The sequence below is a fragment of the Hydrogenophaga sp. 2FB genome, from assembly GCF_005503365.1.
Classification (GTDB): domain Bacteria; phylum Pseudomonadota; class Gammaproteobacteria; order Burkholderiales; family Burkholderiaceae_C; genus Hydrogenophaga.
This window is the reverse complement of record NZ_SCML01000007.1, coordinates 1-15832: the sequence shown is the minus strand read 5'-3', so window position 1 is coordinate 15832 and position 15832 is coordinate 1. Positions and strand designations below refer to the sequence as shown.

General features: G+C 54.8%; 18 protein-coding genes and 1 pseudogene. 4 read left to right on the top strand and 15 right to left on the bottom strand.

Annotated features, from left to right (window positions below; translation table 11 throughout):
• Window position 1 precedes the first annotated feature (1 nt).
• The 6 genes and pseudogenes from pheS to FFS09_RS05970 all read right to left on the bottom strand — a co-directional run.
• Window positions 2-1054, bottom strand: coding sequence for a phenylalanine--tRNA ligase subunit alpha (gene pheS / locus FFS09_RS05995; protein WP_137917954.1), 1053 nt, complete (start codon window positions 1052-1054; stop codon window positions 2-4).
• 125 nt (window positions 1055-1179) lie between these two features.
• A complete protein-coding gene (gene rplT / locus FFS09_RS05990; RefSeq protein ID WP_086120609.1) occupies window positions 1180-1539 on the bottom strand; it encodes a 50S ribosomal protein L20 in 360 nt (119 codons plus the stop codon).
• 25 nt (window positions 1540-1564) lie between these two features.
• The gene (rpmI, locus tag FFS09_RS05985) at window positions 1565-1768 is read right to left on the bottom strand and encodes a 50S ribosomal protein L35 (RefSeq protein ID WP_066151481.1); all 204 of its coding nucleotides are present in this window, start codon (window positions 1766-1768) and stop codon (window positions 1565-1567) included.
• Between the two features lie 184 nt (window positions 1769-1952).
• Window positions 1953-2552 carry a translation initiation factor IF-3 gene (gene infC / locus FFS09_RS05980; protein ID WP_289509292.1) on the bottom strand — a complete coding sequence of 200 codons (600 nt, stop codon included), beginning with the start codon at window positions 2550-2552 and terminating at the stop codon, window positions 1953-1955.
• Window positions 2553-2661: 109 nt separating this feature from the next.
• Window positions 2662-4569, bottom strand: a complete 1908-nt coding sequence (thrS, locus tag FFS09_RS05975; protein WP_137917953.1) for a threonine--tRNA ligase — start codon at window positions 4567-4569, stop codon at window positions 2662-2664.
• 237 nt (window positions 4570-4806) lie between these two features.
• Window positions 4807-5034 (bottom strand): annotated as a pseudogene (locus FFS09_RS05970) (isocitrate lyase); the annotation flags it as partial.
• A 325-nt stretch (window positions 5035-5359) separates the two neighbouring features.
• Here FFS09_RS05970 and FFS09_RS05965 point away from each other — a divergent pair.
• On the top strand, window positions 5360-6154 hold the full coding sequence (locus FFS09_RS05965) for a hypothetical protein (RefSeq protein ID WP_137917952.1): 795 nt from the start codon (window positions 5360-5362) through the stop codon (window positions 6152-6154).
• 114 nt (window positions 6155-6268) lie between these two features.
• Here FFS09_RS05965 and FFS09_RS05960 read toward each other — a convergent pair whose 3' ends face one another.
• Window positions 6269-6832 carry a hypothetical protein gene (locus FFS09_RS05960; RefSeq protein WP_137917951.1) on the bottom strand — a complete coding sequence of 188 codons (564 nt, stop codon included), beginning with the start codon at window positions 6830-6832 and terminating at the stop codon, window positions 6269-6271.
• Between the two features lie 10 nt (window positions 6833-6842).
• On the bottom strand, window positions 6843-7829 hold the full coding sequence (locus tag FFS09_RS05955) for a hypothetical protein (RefSeq protein WP_137917950.1): 987 nt from the start codon (window positions 7827-7829) through the stop codon (window positions 6843-6845).
• A 410-nt stretch (window positions 7830-8239) separates the two neighbouring features.
• Here FFS09_RS05955 and FFS09_RS05950 point away from each other — a divergent pair, with 410 nt between their 5' ends.
• The 3 genes from FFS09_RS05950 to FFS09_RS05940 are packed head-to-tail and all read left to right on the top strand — an operon-like array spanning window position 8240 to window position 9170.
• Window positions 8240-8425 carry a hypothetical protein gene (locus FFS09_RS05950; RefSeq protein ID WP_137917949.1) on the top strand — a complete coding sequence of 62 codons (186 nt, stop codon included), beginning with the start codon at window positions 8240-8242 and terminating at the stop codon, window positions 8423-8425.
• A gap of 47 nt (window positions 8426-8472) precedes the next feature.
• Entirely contained in the window at window positions 8473-8739 is a 267-nt protein-coding gene (locus FFS09_RS05945) for a hypothetical protein (protein ID WP_137917948.1), read from the top strand.
• On the top strand, window positions 8736-9170 hold the full coding sequence (locus FFS09_RS05940) for a thermonuclease family protein (RefSeq protein ID WP_252374255.1): 435 nt from the start codon (window positions 8736-8738) through the stop codon (window positions 9168-9170). The genes FFS09_RS05945 and FFS09_RS05940 overlap by 4 nt, the downstream gene beginning before the upstream one ends.
• Before the next feature lie 78 nt (window positions 9171-9248).
• Here the strand turns inward: FFS09_RS05940 and FFS09_RS31040 are convergent, their stop codons facing one another.
• From FFS09_RS31040 to FFS09_RS05905, 7 genes are all read right to left on the bottom strand, one after another.
• Window positions 9249-9464, bottom strand: coding sequence for a KTSC domain-containing protein (locus tag FFS09_RS31040; protein WP_289509291.1), 216 nt, complete (start codon window positions 9462-9464; stop codon window positions 9249-9251).
• 189 nt (window positions 9465-9653) lie between these two features.
• Window positions 9654-10214, bottom strand: a complete 561-nt coding sequence (locus FFS09_RS05930; protein WP_137917947.1) for a TIR domain-containing protein — start codon at window positions 10212-10214, stop codon at window positions 9654-9656.
• Window positions 10215-10343: 129 nt separating this feature from the next.
• Window positions 10344-11096 carry a macro domain-containing protein gene (locus FFS09_RS05925; RefSeq protein ID WP_252374253.1) on the bottom strand — a complete coding sequence of 251 codons (753 nt, stop codon included), beginning with the start codon at window positions 11094-11096 and terminating at the stop codon, window positions 10344-10346.
• Between the two features lie 217 nt (window positions 11097-11313).
• Window positions 11314-12021, bottom strand: a complete 708-nt coding sequence (locus FFS09_RS05920) for a hypothetical protein (protein WP_137917946.1) — start codon at window positions 12019-12021, stop codon at window positions 11314-11316.
• 223 nt (window positions 12022-12244) lie between these two features.
• Window positions 12245-13417, bottom strand: a complete 1173-nt coding sequence (locus FFS09_RS05915; protein ID WP_252374252.1) for a site-specific integrase — start codon at window positions 13415-13417, stop codon at window positions 12245-12247.
• Between the two features lie 128 nt (window positions 13418-13545).
• Complete coding sequence (locus FFS09_RS05910; RefSeq protein WP_137917944.1) at window positions 13546-15054, bottom strand: AAA family ATPase; 1509 nt, start codon at window positions 15052-15054, stop codon at window positions 13546-13548.
• Between the two features lie 174 nt (window positions 15055-15228).
• Entirely contained in the window at window positions 15229-15570 is a 342-nt protein-coding gene (locus tag FFS09_RS05905; protein WP_137917943.1) for a hypothetical protein, read from the bottom strand.
• Between the last annotated feature and the right edge of the window lie 262 nt (window positions 15571-15832).

Sequence of the window (15832 nt, the reverse complement as noted above, 5' to 3'; positions counted from 1 at the left end):
CTCAGCGGAACTGGGCGAGAAAACGGACGTCACCGTCGAAGAACAATCGCAGATCATTGACGCCGTAGCGCAGCATGGTCAGGCGGTCTGGGCCCATACCAAAGGCAAAGCCGATGTAGCGCTCAGGATCAAGCCCCATGTTGCGCACCACGTTGGGATGCACCTGACCAGATCCCGCGACCTCCAGCCAGCGGCCTGCCAGCGGGCCCTGCTGGAACTGAATATCGATTTCGGCACTGGGCTCGGTGAAGGGAAAGAAGCTGGGGCGGAACCGCAGCACAAGGTCATCGGACTCGAAGAAGGTGCGGCAGAAGTCGGTGAAGACGTATTTCAAGTCCTTGAAACTGACGTTCTCGCCAATCCACAGCCCCTCGCACTGATGGAACATGGGTGAGTGCGTCGCATCGCTGTCCACGCGGTAGGTGCGGCCGGGCGCGATCACGCGAATCTCCGGCATGGAGCGCCCCGCATCCAGGTCTGCGCGATGGCGCTTGACGTGCTGGACGGCATGGCGAATCTGCATCGGGCTGGTGTGGGTACGCAGCAGGTTTGGCGCTTTTTCACTTCCACCTTCCACGTAGAAGGTATCGTGCATGGAGCGCGCCGGGTGGTCTTCTGGCGTGTTCAACGCGGTGAAATTGAACCAATCCGATTCGATCTCGGGGCCGTCCGCCACCTCAAAACCCATGGAACCGAAGATGGCCTCGATACGCTCCAAAGTGAGGCTCACCGGGTGCAGACCACCTTGCCCACGCTGACGACCGGGCAAGGTCACATCGAGCGCCTCGGCTTTGAGCTGCGCCTGCAGCTCGGCATCGGCCAACGCTTGCCGGCGCTCGGTCAGCGCCAATTCGATGGCCTGTTTGGCCTGATTGATGGCCGCGCCGCGGGACTTCTTCTCGTCCACGGAAAGAGCTCCCATACCCTTCATCAACTCCGTGATGCGCCCCGACTTTCCGAGGTACTGGGCCTTGGCATTTTCCAGATCGGCCGGAGTGGAGGCTTGCGCAAAACCGGTGCGCGCGCTGTCGACCAATGCGTCCAACTCGTTCATGTGTGTGCTTGAATCGTTGGGAGAAATAAAAAAAGGGATTGAAGCCGATGAGGGAACCCCTCAAGCCTCAACCCCTTTGAGCGACCAGGGAGTGCCGCGTTAGCCGCCGCACACCTAGCCGTGAATCAAGCGGCCAGCTTGGCTTTGACCTGCTCCACGATGCTGCCAAAGGCAGCTGGATCGTTCACTGCCAGATCAGCCAGAACCTTGCGGTCGATTTCGATCTGAGCCTTCTTCAAGCCGTTGGCGAATTGACTGTATGTCAGGCCGCATGCGCGAGCACCGGCGTTGATACGGGCAATCCACAGCTGACGGAAGACGCGCTTCTTGGTACGACGGTCACGGTAGGCATATTGCCCAGCCTTCATCACCGCCTGCTTGGCGATGCGGAAGACGTTACCGCGGCGGCCGCGGAAACCTTTGGCCAGAGCCAATACTTTTTTGTGTCGGGCGCGAGCCGTTACACCACGTTTGACGCGAGGCATGTGTGTTCTCCTTGTTCGTCGTTGATCAAATGCCCATGCCGGGCAGCATCTGTGCCATGTGACCCATATTGGTCTCATGCACTGTGACTGCTCCACGCAGGTGGCGCTTGTTCTTGGTGGTCTTCTTGGTCAAGATGTGACGTTTGAAGGCTTGACCGCGCTTGACGGTGCCACCTGGACGAACGCGAAAGCGCTTTTTCGCGCTGCTCTTGGTCTTCATTTTGGGCATCTTCATGCTCCTTTTCATTTGTGCTCGTGAGGCGCCGCGAACCTTCCGCGAACTTGTTGGCCCCGAGCCACTTTTATGGAAAGCCTTTCGGCTCTCCGATTCGGCGTCTGACTTTTCAGCCAGCGCCTCGGATCGGCAGGAGACTACCCTGCCCATCCAATCCTGTTCTTGCCGACCACCGTTCTCAGGTTGTCGGCTGGCTTGCCACCTCGGCCGGCTTGGTCGAACCACCTGCGGCCTTCTTTCGTCCTGGCGCGATCATCATGATCATCTGGCGCCCTTCGAGCTTGGGGAACTGCTCCACCACGATGGAGTCGGCCAGCTCATCTCGAATGCGATTCAACAGGGCCAGACCCAGATCCTGGTGGGTGATCTCACGGCCACGGAACCGCAGCGTGATCTTGCACTTGTCACCATCGTCCAGAAACCGGCGGATGTTGCGCATCTTGATGTTGTAGTCACCGTCGTCGGTGCCCGGCCGGAATTTGACTTCCTTTATCTCGATGACCGTTTGCTTGGCTTTGGCTTCCGCGGCCTTTTTCTGCTCCTGGTACTTGAACTTGCCGTAGTCCATCAAGCGACACACGGGAGGCACGGCAGTGGCCGCGATTTCGACCAGGTCCACGTCCAGTTCACCGGCCATGCGCAGCGCTTCTTGCAGACTGACGATGCCCAACGGCTCGTTTTCGGGGCCATTGAGGCGAACCTCGGGAGCCATGATTTCCCGGTTCAATCTGTGTGCGCGCTCTTCACGTTGGCGGCGGTCGCGAAAGTTGGTAGCTATGGTGAGTTCCTTTGTGTGGGCTTGATCAAGCGGAATGGCGGCCCCACGGCCGCCACCATGCACTCGAGGTGCGCCACAGCAGTGGGGGCATCAACCGAAGCGTTTGAAATCAAACTTTGGATGAAACGTCTGCCGCAATGAGTTTGGAAAAGGCTTCCAGCGGCATGACACCGAGGTCTTTGTTCCCTCGGGCCCGCACAGCCACGGCACCAGCTTCTTTCTCTTTGTCGCCCACGACAACGATAAAAGGCAGCTTTTGCAACGCGTGCTCCCGTATTTTATACGTAATTTTCTCGTTGCGCAGGTCAGTTATGACCCTAAGCCCTTGATTCTGCAGAGATTTCGCGATTTCCCGACAGTAATCGGCTTGGGAATCCGTGATGTTGAGGATGGCCACCTGCACGGGAGACAGCCACGTGGGCAAGGCTCCCGCATGCTGCTCGATCAGGATACCAATGAAGCGCTCAAGGCTGCCCACGATGGCGCGGTGCAGGACGATGGGGCGGTGGCGTGCGCCATCCTCACCCACGAACTCGGCGTCCAGACGTTCGGGCAAGTTCGGGTCGACCTGGATCGTTCCGCATTGCCAGGGGCGACCCAAGGCATCCTTGAGCGTGTATTCGACCTTCGGCCCGTAAAAAGCGCCCTCGCCCGGCAAGTACTCAAACTCGCAACCTGAGGCTTGCAAGCCCTCGGCCAGTGCTTTCTCGGCGCGGTCCCAACTTTCCTCCGTGCCAATGCGCTTCTCGGGCCGTGTGGAGAGCTTGTAGATGATGTCGTTGAAACCGAAGTCCTTGTAGACCTTTTTCAGCAATGTCGTGAATGCCACGACCTCCGACTGGATCTGGTCCTCGGTGCAGAAGATGTGCCCATCGTCCTGGGTAAAGCCACGCACGCGCATGATGCCGTGCAGGCCACCCGAGGGCTCGTTGCGGTGGCACTGGCCGAACTCACCATAGCGCAGCGGCAGATCGCGATAGCTCTTGATCCCCTGCTTGAAGATCAGGATGTGTCCAGGGCAGTTCATCGGCTTGAGCGCGTAGTCGCGCTTCTCCGACTCCGTGACGAACATGTTCTCGCGGTACTTGTCCCAGTGACCGGTCTTTTCCCACAGACTCTGGTCGAGGATCTGCGGACCTTTGACCTCCTGGTACCCGTTCTCGCGATAGACCCGGCGCATGTATTGCTCGACCTCCTGCCACACCGTCCAGCCCTTGGGGTGCCAGAACACGGTGCCCGGCGAGTGCTCATCGATGTGGAACAGATCGAGTTCGCGGCCGAGCTTGCGGTGGTCGCGCTTCTCGGCTTCCTCGAGCATGGTCAGGTATTGTTGCAATTCGTCCTTGGTGGCCCAGGCCGTTCCGTAGATGCGTTGCAGCATCTCGTTGCGATGGTCACCGCGCCAGTAGGCGCCGGCTACTTTCATCAGTTTGAAGTGCTTGAGCTTGCCGGTGCTGGGCACGTGCGGGCCGCGGCACAGGTCTTCGAAGGCGCCTTCACGGTACAGCGACACGTCTTCATTGCTCGGGATGCTGGCAATGATTTCGGCCTTGTAGTGCTCGCCCAGACTTTTGAAATACGCCACCGCTTCGTCACGCGGCAGCACGCGGCGCACCACGGGCTCGTCCTTCGCGGCGAGTTCGGTCATGCGTTTTTCGATCGCGACCAGATCCTCCGGCGTGAAAGGGCGCTTGTAGGCGAAGTCGTAGAAAAAGCCGTGTTCGATCACGGGGCCGATCGTCACTTGCGCATCGGGGAAGAGCTCCTTCACCGCATAAGCCAGCAAATGGGCCGTGGAGTGGCGAATGACTTCGAGCCCATCCGCATCCTTGGCCGTCACGATCGATAGCGGGCTGTCCTGCGTGATCTGGAAGCTGGTGTCGACCACTTTGTCACCGATCTTGCCGGCCAGCGCGGCCTTGGCCAGACCAGAGCCGATCGAAGCCGCGACCTCGGCCACCGTGACCGGGCCGGGGTATTCGCGTTGGGAGCCGTCGGGGAGCGTGATATGCAACATGGGAGGTCCAGAAAACAAAAAGCGCGGCAGGGGCCGCGCTGGTGTGGGATCAAAAGGGAATCGGGCAGGCGCGAACTGCGGGCCTCAAAGGGCCGTGGAAGTCAACTCCATAGTTCGCGGTGTCATAACCAGACTGCCTTTCTCGCTCTTGCTGATTCAAACGAGGTTTGATTTTCACACAAAAAAGCCCGGGGCTGGCCCGGGCTCCTGTCTCCTCAAACCCCCAACGGGGTCAGATCAGTGGAACTGCTCTTCCTCGGTAGACCCCGTCAGCGCCTTCACGCTGGACGAACCACCCTGAATGACGGTGGTCACGTCGTCGAAGTAACCCGCGCCCACTTCCTGCTGGTGCGACACGAAGGTGTAGCCCTTGTCGCGTGCGGCGAATTCGGGTTCCTGCACCATTTCGGTGTAGTGCTTCATGCCTTCGCCACGGGCGTAGGCGTGGGCGAACTGGAAGGTGTTGATTCTGCCGGCCATAGGGAATCTTGAACATTGGTCTGTAGCATCGACGGGCCGGAGGGTCCGTGGATCTGAGCACCCAGCGCCCACCCAACGGGGCCGTCTATGGCGAGGTCCGCATCGGTCGGGGGTCGCGCCACCGGCAACATAGACACGCGGTGGTTTCCCACCTCACACCCAACCCACGGGGGGACGGGGGCAGAACACAGAACTTTGGTGCGGAGAAATTCTGCCCAGTTTTGGCGTAGTGCGCTGAACTATTTTCGTGCGGGGCCCCAATGTCGACTTCCGCCAGACGTGGATATAGACTTGCAAGCAATCTAAACCGATGTTCGCAGCCATTAAACAGGCTTCTGAGCCATTTCCAATGAACAAAATTCTCGCAACTCTGCGACCACCGAGCCATCAATATAACGGCAACTTGCTTTGGAACGTCAGTGCAATTGACAACCATCGAAATAGCATAAATACTTCAATCACCCAACTTAGAAAATTAGACTATTGGGCAAGCGAGTTCCCTGAAGGCGATGGAATTACCTTCACCATCTCCGACAAAAAGAAAACGTCTGATGAAATATTGGCCGACTTTCGATCGTGCTTCGGGTGGCTACACATCTCAATAGACTTACCAAAAATTGATAAGCCTGCACCTAAACGCTCGCCGCTGCCCTCACTCGGCTATGAGGAGTCAATCACCATCAACAAAGCAGACATCGCCCTCACCCAGTTAGAAGACGCCATCGATTTATTTTTGACAAACAAAAGGCTCTCCTCAATAACACTGGCTGCAGCGGCAGATGGGATTTTTTCTGGAATATTAAAAAGTCAAAACAGGAAATCTTCTGCTGAGGAAACATGGACAAGTATTGAAGAAGCCAGGACAGCAACCGGGAAAAATATTGCAGGCGACCGAACCGCCCAGGATGCATTCAACGAGTGGAATTTTTTTCAGAATAGGCTCAAGCATCATGATTTAAATGACGACAAACAACTCGAAATCAATATATTCGATCATGCTTACTACGCTATAAAGAGAACAATAGCGGACGCAGGGAAACTTGGCTATAGCGCTAAAAACGGGCATATTTTTGAAAAATGGATTCTTGAAAATATCTTTTTATAGCCCAATGCCGTGGCTCAAACACACGACGGGTGGCGGAAGGATCGAGGCTGACTCGCCGCTTAGGCTCTTCGATGCGCCGGACTCCGCTGGGTTGCGCCGATCTCAAGCTCCGAGTTAATCTGGCGTGATCATGCGCTCTCCAAGGTAAAAAAGACCCCAGAACGTCACACACATCATCTGAAATAGGAAGAAGAAGAACAGCCCCGCTGCTAGCCAGTGAAGAACAAACGTGGAGTTGGTCCATACAAGCTTCATTGTTGGAGCAAGAACCACAGTTGCAAGCAACGTAAGGCTCAACAACAGACTTAGAGCGGTTAGATATGCAAACATCGAGGTAAGAAATCGCCTTCTTGTCAATTCCACCTCTTCCAGCACCCCGTTGTATTTGACGAACATAGTAGGGGGCGGCGACGGCATAGTCCTATCCAAATGCGGACTATTAAAGGATGACACTGCCGCAAGGGCCGCAATATAGAAGCCTGCGAGCGTTTGAATTAACGTCAGCAGACGATCTAGTATCCCTTGTTGGCCAAACATATTTACTTGTTCGCCGAGTGCCCAAAGCGCCCATAGAGATAGGACACTTATGAGCAGAGGCAGCACCCAGTTCACAAACACAGGCAATCTTGAAGGATGCTGAATTGACAAGAATGAGAATGGCCTCAGAAGGTCGAACATGGTTCACCTGCTAGGTAGGAATCAATTGAAGCAGTGGCTTCATGCCGTCCAGGATCGTGGGGCTCAGTTTTTCCTGCTGGGACTCCACATCGGTATCAAATTCGATAAGTTCCTTCAAAGTGAAAGCAGCATCGAGTTGTTGAATCTCCAAGGTGGCGGAGGTATCCTTACCTGAGGGACTCTTGTACCGTATACGGACTTTATCGTATTGGATGGTATTCGAGGGACTTCTAAGGTAAGCATTTACAGCGTTGCGAACAGCCGCACCGGTCACTGTCTTAGGCAAAACTGCCCGCACAGCCAAGCTGCGCTCAGTGATTTGGAGATTTCCACCCGTGTCGAATCTACTTTGCTCGTGGGCGATCAATTCCATACCTTGGAACTCGCCGCCTGCGAGGGCATGGGTCAGAGTCTGCCCCTGATGAGCCGTTGCTGAAAACAGATATCCGACCTTGTATTGCTTAGGCTTGTTATTCTCGTCCTTGGCTCCCGATGGTTCGTCAAAATTGAACAGGGAGCGGTTCGTTAGAACGGCCGAAGCCTCCTTGCTAAGCATGCGCAATAGCATTTCAAGATCTCTAACAGATACTCCGGCCCCCATCGTCAAAAGAACGGCTGCGGTTCGACCATCCTTATTAGGTCGAATCAATAAATGGGCAGAGTCCTCAATACCTTCGATTTTCGTCTTTCCTGCTTTACGCAGCCGCCTAGTAGTTAAATCGCGAAGAGCAATATCAGAAACGGCTGCATTGGCCTTGCTTATTAGCAACGCATAGCAATTATGAGCAGCATCGTACTTCCAGTCGCCCAGTACAGTGTGAATATTGGGCGATTTTCGAATGGTGGCGGGCAAGCGCTGGCTAGATGCTAATTTGGCAAAGCTGCTTAACAGATCGCTGAGATGGGCGCCCGAGGGACTTTTAATGTCTGCTTTGGCTCGAGATTCAACTTTTATTTCGTAGAAGTGAACAGTGCGTTTTCGCAGCGGCAGTGTCATTGAATTTCCCTCGTTGTGTAATTTGCTTTTAGCGTTGCAGTCCGGCGATTCACATGGACCACGGTACGGCGTTTTCCTTCTAACACAACGTCGCGCCATGTCGCCTCATTCAGGACAGCGGCAGGCGGGATGCCAACCAAGTCCGCCAACTAGGCCAGATAATGTAGGCGTTGGGCGCGCAGATCAACAGGGCAAATACCAAGAGCTCAATGGGCGTTGCATTCATTCCGTCCGTTTGTGGCCGATGGCCGCCATGCCAGACGGAGGCTGGGCGCTATTTTCACTTGCAGTCGACCCACACCACAGAAAGACGCTCGCCCACCGGAGAGGCAGACGGGCGAAGTTCAAGGAGACAACAGCAATCGCACTGTACTGTACATTCGTACAGCATTTCGGGTACCATGACGCCCATGGACGCCCTCCCCGCACACATCTGGATAGCCGCCTGTGCCCACCAACTGCAGCAGCAGTGGCGCACGGTGGATCCCGTTCAGCTTGAGGACCTTGCGGGCGATCTCTGGCGGGACGAGCGCCTGCGCACCTTGGGGCCCGACGAGGCTGCACGGGTGTGGCTGGAACCCGTCACCGCGCGATGACCGATGCGCGTATCCATGACCGAACTCCGTGCGGGTAGCATGGACGCATGGACGTGACCAAACTCGACCACGGCGACCTACGTGTGAGCACACTGCTGGCGCTCGACTTTCTCACGGCTCATCGAATCTCTCATGACCGCACCTACGATCTCGCCAAGATCACAGCAGCTCGGGACGCCCTGGAACAACGGGTTCTATTCGCCCTAAGTGAGACGGATGAGTCCGAGATGCCCGAGGGTTGGTCGTGGATGCATGCAGCTCACGAGATCTCGATCCGCATCGCCCTATCCATCGTCGAGGAAGAAAAGAGTTGAGTGCGGCATTGCTCTGCTTGGTCGTGGCCATCAGCGACGGCGACACCCTCAAGGCTCGCTGCGGAGAGCCCGGGAGCTACCAGCAAATCACGGTCCGCATCAGCGCCATCGACGCACCCGAGAAGGGTCAGGACTTCGGGAACGTATCGAGGCAGCATCTGGCCGCGCTGTGCTTCCAGCAGGTCGGCGGAATCACACCCAGAGGCACGGATCGATACAGGAGGACCATCGCCGATGTCGAGTGTCGCGGCAAGGACGTTGCTCAGGAACAGGTTCGCGCCGGCCTCGCCTGGTACTACGTGAAGTACGGCAAGGGTTATGAGCATCTTGCGCAGGTCGAGCAGCAGGCACGAGATGCAGGTCGCGGACTGTGGTCGATCAATGCAGTGGCGCCCTGGGATTGGCGGAGGCGAGGAGTCCAGACTCCGTGATCTAGTTGTGCGGCAAACGGTGAAACTCCCAGGCCACACCAACACTCAATAGCCCGAGAGAATCGAGTCGATCAAACTCTACCGCCGATATTTCTTCGGAATGGGGTGAGTCCGACAGTCGAACGGACCGTCAGAACCACTGCCCCGTATGCGCGCCTCAAAGAACTGCCGTTTTGAACCGGCTCCCTGCAGGCCCTGCACGGTAGCGGGGTCAATCTCGCAGTAGTGGTAGTAGGTGGTCTTGAGACGAATGACCATGTACTGCTCGGCTCTGTCATAGCAGATCCTAGACACGTCACTGCTCTCCTTGACCTCCACACAAGTGAATGAGTCCAGGGAAACCCCTCCGTGGTATTTGACCTGCACGGTCTCCGCTGCAGCGACTTGGCACACCAGGGCAAGTGCGGGAAGAAAGGAAAATTTAATCACATGTCCCCTATGCGGTTGTTTCGTTTCAGCAGTGGTAGCGACATGATTTACCAGCTAGGGCTTTATGAGCCCCCAAACAGCGTGAGTTTCACGACTATAAAAGCCGTAGCCATTCTTCGGATACTCTGTGTTCGAGACTCCGAACTGCTCAATTGCATCGAGCACAGCCGGTAGTTTGAATGGAATGTGAATCACACGGGCCGTGCCGTTCGCGATGCGGGATGCAAGTGCAGGAGGCCAATAGTTCGCGAGCTCTTTCGGTGCCAGTATCCATTCGTAGTCCGGATAGACTGCGATGATGGGCATCTGACACTTATCTACGGCGTAAGCTATCTCGAATGGAACCCAGTCGGTGTCATTCTTTGTCGTCGCCGTCAGGATAAGAACCATGTGCTTGGAGTTGTTGAGGCGCGCAACCAGCGACCGACGCAAAGTCTCCTTTGCCGAGGAGTCTCGTACTGCCGAGGTCTTCTCGTGGCTATTTATCAATGTGAATTCAGTGTTTTTGCTGGCACTCCACATTTTCATCGTGTTGTAGTACTTAATATCAGATGCTGTTGGATCACTTGTTCCACCTGCATGGAAGGCGATATAGCTGCCGTTGCGATAAGCCATCAATGTCTCCAAAATACCTCGATCGATCTCGATTAAATTTTATCGCCCACAGTCGTCGATGAGCCGTGAAAAGATTGACGACAGTACAGCGACTAGGTCATGTCACCACTCACTGAGAAAGGCTTGACTCTACACACCGTTCTTCACTGACGCGATGTCCAAGAGGTTGATCTGATCGATCTTGCTCTCATGAATAACTACAGTGAGCTTTGCCGGATATTTGAAACGCATCTCGCTAATCCGAAAGGTCCACAGCATGATCTTCAACAAGTCCTCATCGCTGATTGTTCGATGACCCTTTATGCGGGTAATTCCCGAACCAAAAATAGTCGTTGACACGCTCTGCTGAGCATAGATTTTATTAACTTTATCCCAAAAATTTATCAGGAACTCAAGGTACTCCGGCATTGTCAGGTTAGCCCTGTTTTTGGTGTCAAACCGGGCAAATGCAGTGAGCAGGAAGTCGTTATACACACAGATCGTTCCAAGCCGGTATCGAGTTTTCTTTCCGATATGTCGCTGCGCCCCTGCCTCAACAATATCCCCATCATCAAATGAGAAGTTCGCGATATGGGCATCAAGAGCCTCGACAGAATCCTTCAACTCTAATTCGATAAATTTTCCATTTAGCGATTCTTTACTGATGATGACGTTGTCAACCTGCGTATCAAAGTATTCGTTGAAAGCGATTGCCTTCAACCCCTTTTGCTTGAAAATATTGCCAGTAATGATGTTAATTTCACTACCTTCAATATCGATGGTGATTTCTCGAAGCGAGTTTGCGCGCAACCAAGTGAAAAGATGAATCAAGGCAAGCACGACCAAGTAGGCGATACCAGCCCGCATCTTGCAGTTGGACGGGATGTCGACGAACAACAGCACTGCGGACAGTCCGGTTGATGCGCTAGCAATAAATCTCACGGACCTCTTGATCACATTTCGATCAAAGATTTTTACTTTTGATATCATATTGAATGATTGCCCTGTCCGTCCGCCCATCCGAAAGACGTCATGGTAGCTGAACGCGAAAGCGCAGATGTGATTGGAGTGGATCCGAGGAAATAATTGACTCCATATGCCAGCAACGACTTAGTGGAACTCAGGGGCGCTTCATTGCTACAAACCCGAGAATCTCGGACTCAAGCTTTCCTCTGGATGAACAGGTCACCGTCACACCGTTGCCGGCATCCTTCGAGGAAGACCCACCGGTATTAAATGTGTACGTAGAGGTCTCTTCAGGCAGGCGCCCTCTGGACTGAATGTTCCCTGAGATATGTTTTGCGAAGCCTTCGCCGCGAACCCGAATGTTCAGTATGTATCGTGTATTCACAGAGATAGTGGTGCGGGCCACATCACCAGGGACTGGTGCGACGTAGATGTTTGCTCTACCTTCGAGGATTGGCTCTCGCACAATGACTGCATAGTTTGAGAATGCAGGGTGTTCTTGTCTTTGCGCGGCAACCTTAAAGGTTGACTTAGACGCCACAGCGTAGTCGTATCGCTCCACTCTTTCACCTTCCGCGAAAGTCCTTTGAGTTCGACCGCAATCGACGTAATCGTCCGCATCAGTTGATGTGAATGAAACGTTGATGATTCGGGATTCCTTGTCAATGTTGTTGATAACATAGAAGCTCTTTGCAAGATCGCGAACCAGCACATCCCAGACCGCTGAGTACGCTCCATCTACCGTAGTCTCATTTGCAATTTTCCTTTTGACACTCTCGCTATAGTGATGAGTGCTGGTGCCTTGCGTAGCACAGCCTCCGATGAGCAACAGGGATGCAAGTAGCGTGACTTTCATGTCCATCAGTACCTCGTGTGACGTAAGGAAGCGTCCAGACCGGCTTTGGCCCGCACGCCAGAACAGTCACAAAATGTAACTTGGTTTTGCGGGGGCTCGTCGAGAGTTGCTTTGGTTTGTAACTTTTTCCCGCCGACACGTGTTTATTCGCACCGAATTTAGAGCAGCACGCCATTTGGGCCAGCCACACCCATCCCAGCAACCTGAGTCACTGAGTTGGGTGTGGTCGCTACGCGCGCTCCTTCAGCATCGGTGCCAGCGCATTTGCCGCCTCCTCCATGGCGGACATGAGCACGGTGTCCGAGAGGTGCGCATACCGCTGCGTTGTCTTCACCTGGGAATGCCCCAGCAGCCTCCCCACCTCATAGATGGACCGACCGGAGTTCACTAGGTTGCTCGCGAAGCTGTGCCGCAGGTCATGCATCCTCACACCGTCAAGACCGGCCCGCCTACGCACGGCGTCCCACTGATGGTGCAGGTTGCCCCAGGGTTTCAGCGTGGCCGGATTGGGGACCGCATAGGGACACCCCTCCCGGCGCTCCAGCGAGCGGAACACCTCAATGGCCGACGACGACAGCGGCACGTTGCGCGCCCTCCCCGACTTGGACATCGGGATGTGCCACACCCTTCTCTCAAGATCGATGTGCTCCCACCGGGCCTCCAGCAGCTCCCTCTTTCGGCACCCCAACATGAGCAGCAGCGGGACGATGGTCCTCATTTGTTCATAGGGGCACTCCTCCAGCACAGACCGCAGCCGTTGGACCTCCTCCGCCGACAAGTAGCGCTCCCGGTTGTTGTTCAACTGGAATAGCTTCAGCGACTGCGCGGGATTCGTCGATGCGCCCTGCACCTTCATCTTCTTTCCCAGGTTGTAGAAGATGCTGAACAGGATCGGCATCTTGTTTGCGGTCGCCAGTGCGTACCCCTTCAGCTTCAGCTCGTCGTGCGCCTCCGTGATCATCTTGGGTGTGATCTCATCGAGACGCCGCGCGCCGAATCGGGGTTCGATGTGATGCCGGATGAAGCTCACCGTGGATTGGAAGTTCCGACGATGCACCCGAATGTGCGGCATGTAGGTGTCGCGGATGAACTCCGAGAGGGTGGGCACCGTGCGGAGTGCTCGGCGCTCATCCATGGGGCTATCTCCGCCGACTACGCGCGAGCGAACACGCTGGGCAATGTCACGCGCCTTGGTGAAGCTGATGGACCCGGCGTCGCCGATCTTGAACTGGCGCTGCTTGCCGTACTGGTCGCGGTAGCGCAGGTGATAGGTCTTGCCGCCGGACGGACGCACCTCCAGGATGAAGCCCGGCACGGCGGTGTCGTAGAGGTCGAGCTTGCTGCGCCCCTCCGGGCACACAGCTGAATTCACGAGAGAAGTGGACAGGGTTGCGGTGGGCACGATGGACCTCCTATTGGAAAAGTACAGACGAAAAAAAGGCCACACCGGCACACTCATTGAGTGCACAGGCATGGCCTGGGAATGGAATTCGGCTCAGTTCGGAGACTGGCCGGGGCTAAGTTAGGTGATCACACCTCCAATGCTTCGAACTCTTCAAGGGACACTTGAGGCGCCGGTTGCGGCGGGCTGGAAAGCTGGAAATCTGGCGTTCTCGCCCGCTCCTGGGGCACAAGTACATAGATGTGCGCGCCCCTCTCGCCCACGGTGAAAGTCCAGAAGTGAGTACCTGGAACGATGCCCGAATACTTGTCCAGGATGGCGAGCGTCTTGGCACGCGAGTACTGGAGATTGGGCCCTACAGTGTTCGCGATTTGCATGCGAGTTTTCACCCCACCCGCAACGCATGACTTGATGGCTTCGATGACCTGCATGTCAGACCTGATCTCTGCCCCCTTGTTGAGAGTGGACACCAAGTCTGGATCAGCAAGCTGCACCGACAGCAAGAGCTCCTCATAGCTCTTCATGGGCACGTTGGGATAGCTGTATGCCACCTTGAGCTTCACATCCCCACGACGCTTCTTATTCTGAAACTCGACCGTCTTGAGACCGTCAGAAGCGCCCGCCGATAGCTCGACCACCATATAGGTGCAGTCAAAGTCGTTGAAGACGTCAGACGTACCTGCGTACACTTTGCTTCCGTCGGCGGCCACATTCTTACGGGTGTGAGCCAAGGCAACAACGGTCGCACCTTTGGAGGTCAGGGCTCTTACATGCTTGGTAAAGTTTCTTGCCTGAGTTTTGTTGTTTGAGTCGACGAACTTGGTGAGGGTATCGAGGACAAAAATCTTTCCCTTGATACTCCCGTCTCTGATCATCTCCTCCGTCCAAGGCTTGAAGTTCTCCGCTGCGAATCCTTGGTACCCATCGCCCAGCATGTGCACGCCATATTCTTTCAGGATGGCCGCCTTCTCTGCGAGACCAGCACCGGAGTCATCGGCGTTGAGGTAGTACACATTCTCAGGCACGATCTCCCCTTGCCGGACACTGTTGATGAGCGCGCTCAACGTACAGAGAGTCTTCCCGGTGTTGGGGTCAGCGTAAAAGACCGTCGACTGTCCAAGCAGTGCGAGCCCCTCCAAGAAGCCTCTCTGCTCTTGGACCTCCTGCTTCAGCTCGTGATGACGGTCGCGCAAGGAAGACTGCTGGAAGCGGTTCTGCGCCTCGATCACGCCTTCAACCGTGTCCGATTTTTGCGCGTTCTCAGGCGCTGAAGAGCGTGCGAAATTGAGCACCACACCTCGATCCTTCACCATAGTCTCGAGAGTCTGAAACCCCCAATCTTTCATATCCCTCTTCTTTGCGCTGCGCCATGTACTGGCTACCGCACCCTTCGTGGTAATGGCAGGCCCCTTTGCACTCCACTCTTGATAGAGTTCCAAACCTATATCAGCACCATTCAACTCTTTGTAAATTGAAAAACCTACCCACAGAGAAACTGCAAGATCAGTGTGTGCAATGTGAATCAAAAGCGCCCTTAGTCGGTCGACCACCGCTGCCTCGTCAAGTTCGGGTAGCGCCAGTTGGGGGGACTCATTTAAATTTAGGGTGCGAGCAGTAATCCGCACTTCATCATTCATTTTTACTTTTCCTTAAATATACAACCTAGAAACTCAACTAAGCCTTCTTTCATGCGAGGACGCTAGATTTCCAGGTTTCCAAATTTCCAATTGAGACAGGTCACAAAATATTAGCGTGACGTCAAAAAGCTCGTAGATTAGCCTTAAGCCAAAAGGTCCAGACCAAATGATCCGTCAGTGAAACTGATCATCAAGCTCCCATGCCGAGGGTGATTCCGTCGACTCATTCGTTTCCGCCTGCAACTGCTGAGCCATATTCACAGCCTGATTGGCGAGATAGGATCTCTGTGCAATTTGCATGTGTTTCAGGTTTGCTCGAAGGATGGACCGAAGAGGCTCCCCAACGGCTTTTGATGCATTTTTGATATCTTTATTGGTAATTTCTAAGTTAGCCAAACATTCAACACGATACTTATTTCTTTTCATGCAATTATGTAAATATTTTGCCCGATAAGGGGCCAAAGATTTGGGACTAATGAAGGTCGAATAGTTAAGAGGCAGGATCACCCTCACCATTTAGCCATTCTGAAGTGAAGAGCTCAGCGCACAAATTCCAAGTAAAACGAAATTCACTAGATGCGTAAATGAAGACAACATGAAATACGAGCGGCCCCGTGTGTGGGTGTTTGGGTTGAGTGACCGCTGAATGCACTGGCGATTGATAGTGACCCTGTACCCGGATTTCGAACCGTTCGGTTACAGAGAGAGCCGGCATGATGAAGGCCCCAAGTGGGCAGGAGCATGTCGTGAAGAAGAGCAAGTTCACCGAGGAGCAAAT